Raw genomic sequence first — 12,609 nt, 5'->3', positions numbered from 1 at the left:
GGCCACTGGTTCGCCGCCTGTGAACAACTTACACCGGACCGGCGGTGTCGCTGATGGCCATTTCTCGCTCAAGATGTCAGGTCTGACCACGGGGTGGAGAAGCTGCTCCCCGCACGGCGTGCCGCGACGTTCGGCTGTAGGAAATGCAGCGCTTCGTGAGACAAAAGTCGGTGGAACCGCTACTGCCATGGCCTTATCATCTGCCACACGACCGCGTCACCCCCCGGCCCGACCGCTCCAGTGCACGCCCCTACTTTTCGTGCCGGCTGCGCGCCTCGGACGGTAGAAGTTCGTCCATTAACGCTTGGACGTGCTCGCGAATGTTGTTGCGAATCCCGCGAACAACGTCGAGGGGTTGGCCGGCGGGGTCGTCGAGTTTCCAGTCACGGTAGATCACGCCGGGGAAGTAGGGGCAGGTGTCGCCGCAGCCCATGGTGATCACGACGTCGCTGGTGTGGACGGTTTCGGCGGTGAGGATTCTGGGGCTCTTGCCAGTCATGTCGATGCCGAGTTCGGCCATGGCGGCGATAGCGGCGGGATTGACCTGGTCGGCGGGTTCGGTTCCGGCGGAACGGACCTCGATTCGATCGCCGGACAGGTGTGCCAGCAGGGCAGCAGCCATCTGGGACCGACCGGCGTTATGCACGCACACAAACACCACGCTGGGCCGGCAGAGCTCGGGACTCATCGCTGGTGGCCGGGGATCAGGTTGTGGACGTGGTGGGCCGGGCGAAGCTGGACCGCAGGGCCAAGGAGGCGTAGACCAGGCCGACCAGGACGGGCACTTCGATCAGGGGGCCGACCACCCCGGCGAGGGCTTGGCCGCTGGTGGCACCCCAGGTGGCGATCGCCACGGCGATGGCCAGCTCGAAGTTGTTGCCGGCCGCGGTGAACGCCAGGGTGGTGGTGCGGGCGTAGCCCAGGCCCAGCGCCGCGCCCAGAAGGTAGCCGCCACCCCACATGATCGCGAAATAGGCCAACAGGGGGACGGCGATGCGGACCACGTCCAGGGGCTGGTGGGTGATCTGATCGCCCTGTAGCGCAAAGAGAATCACGATGGTGAACAGCAGCCCATAGAGTGCCCACGGCCCGATGCGCGGCAGGAACCGGGTCTCATACCAGTCCCGGCCCTTCGTGCGTTCGCCGATGCGTCGAGACAGGTATCCGGCCGCCAGGGGGATGCCCAGGAAGATCACCACCGACTTCGCGATCTGCCCCGGGGACACCTCGATGCTGGTTTGCGGCAACCCGAGCCAACCGGGCAACACCGCCAGGTAGAACCAGCCCAGCGCGGCGAACATCACGACTTGGAAGAGCGAGTTCAGTGCGACGAGCACGGCGGCGGCTTCGCGGTCCCCGCAGGCCAGGTCGTTCCAGATGATGACCATGGCGATGCAGCGAGCCAACCCGACCACGATCAGGCCGGTGCGGTATTCGGGCAGATCGGCCAGCAGCAGCCAGGCCAGCGCGAACATCACCGCCGGGCCCAGCACCCAGTTGAGCACCAGGGAGCTGACCAATAGCCGGCGGTCGGAGGTGACGGTGTCGAGGCGGTCGTAGCGGACCTTGGCCAGCACCGGGTACATCATGATCAGCAGTCCGGCCGCGATCGGCAGCGAGATTCCGTCGAGCTGGACGGCACTGAGCGCATTGCCCAGGCCGGGGATGATGCGCCCCAACGTCAGGCCCGCGGCCATGGCCAGCCCGATCCACAGCGGCAGCAGCCTGTCCAGGGTGGACAGCCGTGCCGCCGCCGGATGGGTCGAGGTTGCGCTGTCAGTCATCCATCACCGCCTGTGGGGTTTGTTCGTCGGTCAGCAGCAGGTGGCCGGGGCGGCCGCGGATTCGCCGGGCGCGGTGGCGGCGCTGCTGCAGCCCACCTGCGGACCAACGACGTCCCTGTCGGGGTGTTGCGGTCCGGCGCCGAAGGTCTCGGTGTCGGCGAGTTTGGTGTAGACCTCCCAGCGCTCGTCATCGGGGCCGGTCACCCACACCTTGTCCTGGGTGGCGAAGCAACACGTGGTGCCGATTTCCTCCGCGGTGAACAGGCCCGCTGCGCTCAACCGGGCAATCTCGGCGTGCACGACCTCGCTGGAGGCCACCTCCACACCCAGGTGGTTGAGGGTGCCGCCCTGGCCGGGGTTTTCCAGCAGCACCAGCTTGAGCGGCGGGTCGGCGATCGCGAAGTTGGCGTAGCCGGGCTTGACCTTGGCCGGCTCGGCATCGAACAGCGTGGAGTAGAACGCAATTGCGGCATCGAGGTCGTCGACGTTGAGGGCGAGCTGAATCCGGGACATGACGAACACCTCCGGCTTGTGAGACATATGTCGAACTAGTGGATGCCGCCCAGCATGCCCACCTTTTCGACATATGTCAATGCATTCTGGCAGAATGGCGGCATGCCCAAAGCGTTGCCGGTGATCGACATGTCCGCGCCGGTGTGTTGCGCCCCGGTCGCCTCGGGGCCGATGAGCGATGCCGATGCGCTGGAGATCGCGCTGCGGCTCAAGGCGTTGGCCGATCCGGTGCGGGTAAAGATCGTCTCGCATCTGTTCGGCTCGACCGCCGGTGAGGAGATTTCCGGTGAGCTGGCCGCGGTGCTGGGTCTGAGCGAGTCCACGGTCAGTCACCACCTGACCCAGCTGCGCAAGGCGGGTCTGGTGGTGTCGGAGCGGCGCGGGATGAATGTGTTCCACCGGGTCCGCCCGGAGGCCCTGCAGGCACTGTGCACCGCACTGGACCCGAACTGCTGCACCTGAAAGCCGGCATCGCACTCCTGGTGTGTTGAGCGGCCCGACGGGGAATGCGCCCGCCGCACCTCGTTATGTATGCGCACGTACGCATGCCTCGGGGTGCGCGTGAGCGCCCTCATGGTCGGCCGGCTACGGGGGTGCTCTGTCGGGAGTAGGGCCGCTGCGCTGACCACTCGGACCTACGCGCACCCCCTACCGCTGAGTCGCGTAGATTCGTTGAGAACCAAATCCGAGAAACCAAACGCAACATCCAACGAGAGCCGGCATGCCCGAAGACCACAGCGCAGACGTCCCACCGAATCACCTCTCCGTCGATCCGAGCAGCGACTTCTATGACGAAGAGGTGCTTCGCCGCGACGTGGGCATCCGCTTCAACGGCGTCGAGCGAACCAATGTTTTCGAATACGACGTGGCCGAGGGTTGGGTACGTGTCGAAATCCCCACCGCAAAGGATCGCCGCGGAAACCCGATGATCGTCAAGCTCAGCGGCACGGTGGAACCCTTCTTCCGTCAGGCGGAATAGCGGACTTCCCGGGGGCGCCGGCGCGGTTGTCAACCCGGTGCCGGGTCAACCTGTGGCCCGAGTGGCGAAGGCCAGGTGACTGCTTGTCCTGACATGTCTCATTCGGACGCTGGATCAGGCCGGCCTCAATTCGACCGCGCATCGGTCAGGATCTCCACCAGCGCCGGACCGGGGTGGGAAAGCGCTTCTGCAATAGCAGATCTCAGGTCTGCCGGGTAGCTGACTCGTCTGCCGTATGCCCCGCAGTTCTGCGCGTACGAGGCGAAATCCGGGTTGTGCAGCGACGTCTGCCACACTTCGTACTCCGAACTGCGTTGCTCCTGACTGATCTTGCCCAGTTCGCCGTTGTTGAGCAGGATGTGGGTGATGTCCATGCCGTACTTGACCGCCGTGGTGAAATCGGCAAGGTACTGGCCGAATCCGCCGTCGCCGGTGACGGCGATGATGGGGCGGTACGGCGCCGCCGCCCATGCCCCCATGGCGGCGGGGAATCCGAAGCCGATGGAGCCCAGGTAGCCCGACATCAACACGGCCTGTTGGCCTTTGGTCTCGAAGTATCGCCCGAACGAGTAGGCATGGTTGCCCACGTCGACAGTGAGTACGGCGTTCGCCGGAGTGAGATGGCTGAGTTCGGAAAAGACCGCGGCGGCAGCGACCCGCCCGCTGGGGCATGCCGTGGTACGGCGGGCTTTCTCCGTCCGCCACACCGACCAGCGCTCGGCGATTTCCGGGCACTGGTCGACCAGGCCCGGATGGATGCGCAGACCTTGAAGTAGGGCTGCCGCCGTCACCCCGACATCGCCGAGCAGCGGGACGGCCACCGGGGCGAATCGGCCCAGGGCCAGCGGATCGGTGTCGACCTGGATGATGGGCTTGTACGGCGAAATGCCTGTGTGATTGGAGAACGACGCGCCGAACACCACCAGCAGGTCGGCCTTGTTCATCATCCAGGACGCGACCGGCGTGCCCGAGCGGCCCAGGGTGCCACAGGCGAGCGGGTGCTCGTCGGGGATCTGACCTTTGGCTTTGAAGGTGGTCAGTACCGGGGCCTGCAGGCGTTCGGCGAGCGCGACGACAGCCGGCATGTCGAATTTCGCGCCGGCGCCGACGACGATCACCGGCCGGGTTGCGGCGGCGATGCGGTCGATCGCCTGCTCCAGCGGAGCCGAGGGCGGCGCGACCCGCAGATCAGGCATCCGGCCTTCGGGCCCGGAAGTGCGCTGATCCGGAGCTTCGATGATCTGCACTTCATCCGGTACCACCAGGTGGGCGACGCCGCGATCGAGGATGGCGTGTTTGAGGGCCAGGGTCATCAACTCGGCATGCTCGGAGCCGGCACGCACCATCTCGGAGTAGACGGCGACATCGGCGAACGCCGCTAGTAGATCGATATCTTGAAACGCCCCTTTGCCGGCAACCGCGGAATCGACGTTGCCGGACAGGGCCAGTACCGGTGCCCGGTCTGCCTTGGCGTCGTACAGCCCGGTCAGCAGATTGGTCGAACCCGGCCCGGCGATACCGAAACAGGCTGCCGGCCGGCCGGTGAGCTTTCCGTAGGCTGACGCCGCAAAGGCTGCGGCCCCCTCGTGGCGGATACCGAAATACCGTATTTTCCCTTCGGTTTCGGCCCGATGCAGGGCCTCGGCGATACCGAGATTGGAATGGCCGACCATCCCGAAGATGGTGTCGACGCCCCAGTTGGTCATCGTCTCGACCAGGACATCGCTGACGGTTCGTCGGGCAGGAGCAGGTGGTGGGGTGCCGACGTAGATGCCGTCGGCGCGTACTTGCACCGGGTAGACAGGGACATCGAAATCCGGGCCGCCGGCAGCCTGGCCGGTGAACGGGTCGAAGTCGAAGCCGTGCCAGGGACAACGGATCTTTTCGTTCTCCAAGGTTCCCTGGCCGAGCGGTCCGCCTTGATGCGGGCAGCGATTGTCGATGGCGCCGTAGCGCCCGTTCAGCTTGGTCAACGCGACGGTCTTGAGCCCGGCCGGGCAGGCCGCTACCTGGCCCTCGCTGAGTTCGCCGGGCTCGGCGGCCTTGTGCCATTCCAGTTCTTGGCCGGTTCCTCCGGTGCCGTCTTGCACGGTCATAGTGCCGTCACTCCTGCGTAGGGAACTCCGCTGAGGTAGGCGAAGTCACGGTCGAACGTCGTCAGATCGTCGAGGGTGAAATCAGCGAGACGCCGGTGCCCGCAGGCCCGGGCGAGCACCACCATCAGGTCCACCGAAGCACGCAGGTAGCGGTCCAGGCGTTCGGCGGCCTGCCGCACCGGCAGCCGGGCGCGCAGGCGAGGGTCCTGGGTGGCGATGCCGACCGGGCATGTGTTGGTGTGGCAGGCGCGCATACCGACGCAGCCGATGGCCTGAAGCGCGCTGTTGGCCAGTCCGATCGCGTCGGCCCCCAAAGCCAGCGCTTTGACCATGTCGGCGGGGGTGCGGATGCCGCCGGTGATGGCCAACGTCACCCGGCTTTGTCTGCGGTCCAGGTGCCGGCGGGCCCGGGCCAGCGCAGGAATGGTGGGTACCGAGATGTTGTCGCGGAAAATTGTTGGTGCGGCGCCGGTTCCGCCGCCCCGGCCGTCGAGAATGATGTAGTCGACGCCGATCTCGAGTGCGGCGTCGAGGTCGCGTTCGATGTGCTGAGCGCTGAGTTTGTAGCCGACCGGGATTCCGCCGGAGACTTCGCGGACTCCTGCAGCGAATTCTTTGAAGTCCTCCAGCGAGTTCCAGTCCGAAAACCGTGCCGGAGAGATCGCGGCCGTGCCGGCAGGTAGGCCACGTACCTCGGCGATCTTTCCCACCACCTTGGTGCCGGGAAGGTGCCCTCCCGTTCCGGTTTTGGCGCCCTGCCCGCCCTTGAAATGAAACGCCTGAACCTTCTGCAGATGCTCGAAGCTCCATCCGAAGCGGGCCGAGGCCAGCTCGTAGAGGTACTTCGAATTCTCTTGTTGCTCTTCGGGGAGCATGCCTCCTTCGCCCGAGCAGATCCCGGTCCCGGCACGTTCTGCGCCGGCCGCAAGGGCCGTCTTGGCCTCCTGGGACAACGCGCCGAAGCTCATGTCGCTGATGAACAGCGGGATGTCGAGGACCAGCGGGCGGTTGGCGTCCGGTCCGATGATGGTTTCGGTACTGACCGGCTCATCGTCGAGCAGCGGCAGTCGTGCCAACTGCGCGGTGAGCAGCTGAATCGAATCCCAGGAAGGCAGTTCGGTGCGCGGAACACCCATTGCAGCGGTGGTTCCGTGTTCTCCGACCCTGCTCAACCCGTGTCTGGCGAGCTCATGGATTCCGGTGTTGAAGGGTTCTTCCTTCGTGTCGGCGGGTTGGGCCCACCTGCCCTGATAGCCGTCGTCGCGGTAGGACTGCGGATTGTTCCGGGCGAACTCGGCAACTGCGGTCTGATCGATGTACACGGCCCCGTCGGAGACCCAAGCCGGAAACGTCGCCAAAGCCACCGCCGGGTTGATCGGCGAGATGCCGGTCTCGACGTTGTAGCGCCAGCCGTGAACATCGCAGACAACAGCACCGTCTTCGACATGCCCGTCAGCCAGCAGGGCGCCACGATGCGCGCAACGCCCATACAGCGCGGAGACGTCGCCGCCGCGGCGGATGAGTACCAGGTCCACACCTGCTGTTGTGACCGGGAAGGGAGTGTTGTCGGGCAGTTCGATCAGGGAAGCCAGCCTTATGCCGGCAGTCGGTTTCGATGTCGTCGTCATGGCCACTCCTAGCGGTCAGTCGGGGAGGCCCAGCAGGTGGCCGTCGCCCGGCAAAGCGATTGTTGGCGCAACTAACGCGGTACGGGCCATTGCCGCTAGGCTAGCAGCCAAAATCTGCAGCGACTGCCCGTTTGGGAAAACTCCGTACGTGAACGGCTTCCATTGTAGTTGCGTGCACAACTATCTGGCGACCGGGTCAACATGGTTGGAACCGCCCGAGGGCGGGGTCCCGCTACGACGTGCGTCGGGGCAGCGCAGCGGTATCGCCCGCCACGTCGATAGCCACCTTGCCGTGCAGTGCATAGGCGCGCCTGTTCTCCAGGAGCTCGTGCGCCTCGCCCATGCGAGCCAACGGAAGAGTCGCGCCGATCACCGGCTTCACGAGACCCCGCTCGACCAACGTGGTGAGCGCGTCCAGCTTTCCCCGATTCTGACGCGTGAAGACGAAGTGGTAGGCGGCGTTCTTGCCCCACGCCTCGATGAGGTTCTGCGGCTGCGCGATGTCGACGATGCTGACGACGCGTCCGGAGTCGGCCAGTGCCAGTGGGCTTCGGGTGAGCGCATCGCCGCCGATCGTGTCGAAGACGACGTCGACCCCCTTGCCTCGCGTCATCTCGACCACGGCATCCACGTAGTCGGACGAAGTGAAGTCGATGGCCGCATCCGCTCCGAGAGCGCGCACAAATTCGTGGTCGCCGGCCCTGGCGGTGGTGACCACCCGTGCGCCGATCGCCTTCGCGACCTGGATCGCGATGGAGCCGACACCGCCCGCGCCGCCGTGGATGAGGATCGTTTCCCCCACCGTGAGCTGAGCCCGCGTCACCAGGGACTCCCAGACCGTTCCGCCGACGAGAGTCAGGCTCGCCGCCTCCAGATGACTGAGGTTCTCCGGCTTCCGGCCCACCAAGTCCACGTCGGCGACGTGCTGTTCGGCGTAGGAGCCGGGACCTCCGAAGATTCGCGGCGTGTAGTACACCGCATCGCCGACGCGGAACTCGGTCACATGGGATCCGACTTCCTCGATCACGCCGGAGATGTCATACCCGATGATCGCCGGCAGTGGCACCTGATCCGCGTAGTCTCCGCGGCGGATCTGATAGTCGAGCGGGTTGACGGAGGTGGCGTGGACGCGCACCCGTACCTGGCGGGGCTCGACGGCCGGTACCGGGACCTTACGCAGCTCGAAAGCCTCGGGCCCGCCGAAACGGGGGAGCACCATGGCCTTCATCGGATCAGTCAAATCGGGTTCCCTTGTCGTGGTTAGTAGACCGCGTCGCCGCTGCGGAAACGGGAAGGCTCCTTCCGGGGATGCTCGGAGCGTCAGCGCACTCCGTCGAATGTGAGCTTCAGCAGTGCGTCGATGTGCTGGGGCTCGATCGCCATCGCGTGGAACAGCCGGTATTCGATCACTCCGTAGAGCGCATCGCGCAGCGTTGCCACGTCGGCGTCGGGGCGCATCTCGCCGCGCTGTTGGGCCAGGGCTGCTCGCTCGCTGAACCCTGTGATGTGGGGTTCGATGATCCGGTCGAAGACGGCACGTAACAGGCTGGGATCGGACTGGCCTGCGGCGATCACACCCCGGTATGCCGCACCGAAACTTGTGGACGCGATCAGGTCCACGATTCCCATCAACTGCGCCCGTAGATCGGTGACGATGTCGCCGGTGTCGGGGAATACGACGACGGGGGTGAGGCTTTCGGTAGCGGCGTCGAGCACCACCGCCCCCTTCGAGGGCCACCAGCGGTAGATGGTCTGTTTGCCGCAGCCCGCGCGTTTGGCGATTGCCTCAATAGAGACGTTGTCGTAGCCGAGTTCACCGACCAGGGCCAGGGAAGCCTCAAGAATCGCCCGCCGCGAATGCTCGTTGCGTCGGCTGGGGTCAGGCGGCATGCCAGAACACTAGCGATCCCCCCCGGCCAAGACAACACGAGACGTACCGTCTTGACGCGAGACGAGACGCATCGTACCGTAGACGAATCGCCCAGGGTGGCTGCTCCTCTCGTCGCTAACCCCGCCTCCAGGCAGCTGGTCTCGTCCCTACGGCGAGAGCTCGGCGAAACCGCGCGGCACAAGAATGGGAGATGCGCATGTCATCACTGGCAGGTAGGACAGCCCTCGTCACCGGGGCGACATCGGGCATCGGTCTCGCCGGGGCGCGGGCGCTCGCCGAGCAGGGCGCTCACGTGTTCCTCGTCGGACGCCGCCAAGACGCACTCGAAGAAGCCGTCGCCGGCATCGGCGCCGTTCACGTCGGCGCCATTCGCGCCGACGTGACCGAGCAGGCCGACCTCGCCCGGGTCGCGACCACCATCGAGGCCCGGGGGAGCGGGCTCGACATCGTCTTCGCCAACGCAGGTGTTGCCGAGGTTGCGCCGTTGGGGGACATCACCTGGCAGCATTACGCGCGGACGTTCAACACCAACGTCGGCGGGATCATCTTCACCATGCAGGCCGTCCTGCCGTTGCTCAACGACGGCGCATCGGTCATCCTGTGTGGCGCCGCCGGTGACGTGAAAGCCTCGCCGGGCACCAGCGTCTACGCCGCGTCCAAGACCGCCGTCCGGTCCCTGGCCCGAAGCTGGGCCGCCGAACTTCTCGACCGCGGGATCCGCGTCAATGTTGTTGCCCCAGGGCTTACCGAGACTCCGGGGTTGGCCGACCTGTTCGAGGGAGCCGGTGGTGCGCTGGAGGACTTGACTGCCACCGTGCCGATGAAGCGCCGGGCACGCCCGGACGAGATCGGCAGTGTGGTCGCGTACTTGGCTTCCGACGGCAGCACCTACATGACCGGATCAGAGATCTACGTCGACGGCGGGAGCAGCCAGTTCTGAATTCGGCGAGAGGGTCCGCGCGTCGGAGCCGTCGCGGATCACAGACCTGGGAGCTTGTGATTCTCACAGCGGCGATCGCCGTGGCAGCCTGCACACCAGACACACCGACCGCTGAGTCGTCATCGCGCCTGGACCGGTTCTACTCGCAACGGATCACCTGGGAGTCCTGCGAAAACTACACCAATACCTCTATCGAGCGCGCTGTCTTTGCCCTGGCGTCGACCATCGAGTGTGGGCGACTGAAAGTTCCGCTGAATTACGAAGAGCCGCTGGGCAAGACCGCGCACGTCGCGCTCGCACGAGTTCCGGCGCGTGGCGAGTCCATCGGTTCGTTGGTCATCAACCCCGGAGGGCCCGGCGGTTCTGGACTGTTCGCCACCGCGGCAACGGCCAGCGGCGCGGCCACGCGGCTGACCGAACGCTTCGACCTTGTGGGTTTCGACCCGCGTGGGGTCGGCAGCTCCGAACCTGCCGTCGAATGTTTCACCGATGCCGAGGCGGACCGAGGCGAGTTCGTGTTGAGTACCCAGGGCACCACTGTGCAATGGACCGAACAGGAAACACAGGACCTCGTCGATCGGTGCGCCCAACGCTCGGGCGGCATCGACGTGCTGGCCAGTGTCGGCACCCGCGATGCGGCGCGTGACATGGATGTCCTGCGGGCCGTGCTCGGTGATCAGAAGCTGACCTTCCTGGGGCAGAGTTACGGGACGAGGTTGGGAGCGGTCTACGCCGAGCAGTTCCCGCAAAACGTGCGGGCGATGCTGCTCGACGGAGCCCTCGACCCGCGGAAGGGAACTGTCGCCCGAAGAGTCGACGCGTACGCGGGTTTCCAGCGCTCCTTCGAACAGATGGCCGCGTTCTGCGCCACCCAGACCGACTGTCCACTGGGCGCCGAACCGGCCCGGGCCACCCAACAGTTCCAGCAGATCGTGCGTCCGCTTTACCGACGGTCCGTGCCGGCGTTGACCTCCGACCTGGGATTCGACGAAGCGATAGGCGGGGTGATCTCCGGTCTGTACAGCGCAGCCGCTTGGCCACGAATCATCGCGGGGATAGCGCAATTACAACAGGGGCGAGGCGACGAACTGCTACAGCTCGGCTACGACTTCTCGCTCCGCGACGCTGAGGGCCGCTGGCCCAACTTTGCCGAGGCGCTGTACGCGATCAACTGTATGGACGAGGAACGGCTCACGGAGGAGCAGGGTAATGGCCTGCGGGAGCGGATCTTTGAGGTCGCTCCGTTCATGGATCCGGGAGTCGCGCTCAGCGGCGCCCGAGACGGCTGCGAACACTGGCCGGCCGAGCCCACGCTGGGGATTCCGTACGCGACCGACATCGTCGGGCTACCGCCCACGCTGGTTGTGTCGATCACCGGCGACCCCAGCACCCCGCACGCCGGCGGCATCGAGCTGGCAACGGCGCTCGGCAGCGCCTTGCTCACCGTGGAAGGCGAGGGCCACACCATCGTGATGGCCGGAACCAATCATTGCGTCAACCAGATAGCCGCGGACTACCTGATCGACCTCACCGTGCCGCCGGCCGGTGCATCCTGCGCGCTGTGACGCCGCCCTGGCTGCACATGGGAGATCCGATGTTCTGGGGGCCGCAGGCCTAGCAGCGGTCGTCTCGCTGACACCGGCAACGTGCGGCCGTTCGGTGGTCGCCCGGATGCTGCGGACTCTAGAACGAATCGGTCAGGGCGAACACCAGCGAGTCCCACATCGCCTGCAGCAGACCGCTGTTGAGAACGCCCCCGAACGTGATGGCGTTGAGCGCCGCGCTGAAGTTGTCGATGTCGACGTAGGTGAGATACCCGTCGGTCGATACGGTCGCATCCGCGATCTGATCGGGCGTCAGGCCCAGGTACTCGCCGTGCCGGATCAGTCCGGGCACCAACTCGCCCCACAGTCCCCACGTGTCGAAATTGCCCTGCCAGTCTGAGGCGAAGTCGTTGTCGATCGAGTAGATGGTCGCCGGGTAGAGATCGTTCGGAGTCACCAGGCCGAGAACGCCTTCGAGATCGAGAAAGTCGATCAGGAAGTTCGTGATGTCCGGACCGAACACCGCCTCGAGGGTGGCCAGGATGTTGGGCCATATTCCGTCTGCGGTGGCGGGGCTGCCGATGAAGACGAAGTGCAGCAGTTCGCTGGGGACGCCTGCCTCGGCGAGCTGCGTCATGGCGATCGAGCCGACCGCAGCGCCCTGCGAGTAGCCGAACACCGTCAACGGCTGCTCTGCGCTGTAGGCGCCGGGATTGGCTGCCAGGGCGTTCTGCACGGCCAGAACCAGGTTCGATGCTCCGGTCAGGGTGCTGTTGCCCTGTTGCAGCAGCTGCGGTGTGGTCAGTACCTGCAGCGCAGCGCTGCACGGGTCGGTGCCGTCCATGTAGCAGACCGTCGAACCGTTCGCTTCGATGTCGAAGCCCAGCGCATTCAGATACAGCGACTGGGCGGCCCGCGCGAACTCGAGTGACGGGGTGGGCTCAAACGTGCCCCCGATGATGATCGCCGTCTGGCTGCCGGACAGCGGACCCTCGGCAGCCAACAAGGTCACCTGGGAGTCTGCGGCCCAAGTGATCGGTGCAGTGGCGGCTCCGACCAGTGCCGCAACGGCGGTGGCGTGGGCAAACGTCCGGTATCTGGGCACGGTCGGATCCTTTCATCGTTGCCCCAGAACGAACCGGGTTTCCCCGACACTCGCAGGAACGGCAGCGGCGCAACCCGCGGTTCGTCATAGGCTGTTCTACGTGGGCAAACATGGCGACATCAGTCGGAG

10 protein-coding genes and 1 pseudogene are annotated in these 12,609 nt (G+C 65.7%); 4 read left to right on the top strand and 7 right to left on the bottom strand.

The window, feature by feature from the left end:
* Nucleotides 1-250: 250 nt before the first annotated feature.
* Nucleotides 251-1,784 (bottom strand): annotated as a pseudogene (gene arsB / locus LI92_RS02800) (ACR3 family arsenite efflux transporter).
* A 30-nt stretch (nt 1,785-1,814) separates the two neighbouring features.
* Complete coding sequence (locus tag LI92_RS02795; RefSeq protein WP_046315700.1) at nt 1,815-2,297, bottom strand: ArsI/CadI family heavy metal resistance metalloenzyme; 483 nt, start codon at nt 2,295-2,297, stop codon at nt 1,815-1,817.
* 102 nt (nt 2,298-2,399) lie between these two features.
* On the opposite strand from LI92_RS02795, the gene LI92_RS02790 reads away from it, so the two are divergent.
* Entirely contained in the window at nt 2,400-2,759 is a 360-nt protein-coding gene (locus tag LI92_RS02790; RefSeq protein ID WP_046315660.1) for an Rv2640c family ArsR-like transcriptional regulator, read from the top strand.
* A 259-nt stretch (nt 2,760-3,018) separates the two neighbouring features.
* Entirely contained in the window at nt 3,019-3,276 is a 258-nt protein-coding gene (locus LI92_RS02785) for a DUF3297 family protein (protein WP_046315657.1), read from the top strand.
* Between the two features lie 125 nt (nt 3,277-3,401).
* On the opposite strand, the gene LI92_RS02780 is transcribed toward LI92_RS02785, so the two are convergent.
* The 4 genes from LI92_RS02780 to LI92_RS02765 form a co-directional block, all read right to left on the bottom strand.
* Nucleotides 3,402-5,372 carry a thiamine pyrophosphate-dependent enzyme gene (locus LI92_RS02780; protein WP_046315655.1) on the bottom strand — a complete coding sequence of 657 codons (1,971 nt, stop codon included), beginning with the start codon at nt 5,370-5,372 and terminating at the stop codon, nt 3,402-3,404.
* Nucleotides 5,369-7,000: a glutamate synthase-related protein gene (locus LI92_RS02775; RefSeq protein ID WP_046315653.1), complete on the bottom strand. Its 1,632-nt coding sequence runs from the start codon at nt 6,998-7,000 to the stop codon at nt 5,369-5,371. The genes LI92_RS02780 and LI92_RS02775 overlap by 4 nt, the downstream gene beginning before the upstream one ends.
* 232 nt (nt 7,001-7,232) lie before the next feature.
* Nucleotides 7,233-8,240, bottom strand: coding sequence for a zinc-dependent alcohol dehydrogenase family protein (locus LI92_RS02770; RefSeq protein WP_046315651.1), 1,008 nt, complete (start codon nt 8,238-8,240; stop codon nt 7,233-7,235).
* 80 nt (nt 8,241-8,320) lie between these two features.
* The gene (locus tag LI92_RS02765) at nt 8,321-8,890 is read right to left on the bottom strand and encodes a TetR/AcrR family transcriptional regulator (RefSeq protein WP_046315649.1); all 570 of its coding nucleotides are present in this window, start codon (nt 8,888-8,890) and stop codon (nt 8,321-8,323) included.
* 197 nt (nt 8,891-9,087) lie between these two features.
* Here LI92_RS02765 and LI92_RS02760 point away from each other — a divergent pair, with 197 nt between their 5' ends.
* Together LI92_RS02760 and LI92_RS02755 are read left to right on the top strand one after the other, a co-directional pair.
* Entirely contained in the window at nt 9,088-9,831 is a 744-nt protein-coding gene (locus LI92_RS02760; RefSeq protein ID WP_046315697.1) for an SDR family NAD(P)-dependent oxidoreductase, read from the top strand.
* Nucleotides 9,832-9,887: 56 nt separating this feature from the next.
* Complete coding sequence (locus tag LI92_RS02755) at nt 9,888-11,396, top strand: alpha/beta hydrolase (protein WP_046315647.1); 1,509 nt, start codon at nt 9,888-9,890, stop codon at nt 11,394-11,396.
* 118 nt (nt 11,397-11,514) lie between these two features.
* On the opposite strand, the gene LI92_RS02750 is transcribed toward LI92_RS02755, so the two are convergent.
* Entirely contained in the window at nt 11,515-12,480 is a 966-nt protein-coding gene (locus LI92_RS02750) for a PE-PPE domain-containing protein (protein WP_286134814.1), read from the bottom strand.
* Nucleotides 12,481-12,609: the final 129 nt, after the last annotated feature.

Origin of the sequence: Mycobacterium sp. UM_Kg1 (assembly GCF_000972925.1) — a bacterium.
GTDB lineage: Bacteria > Actinomycetota > Actinomycetes > Mycobacteriales > Mycobacteriaceae > Mycobacterium > Mycobacterium hiberniae.
This window is presented reverse-complemented; position numbering and strand designations above follow the sequence as displayed.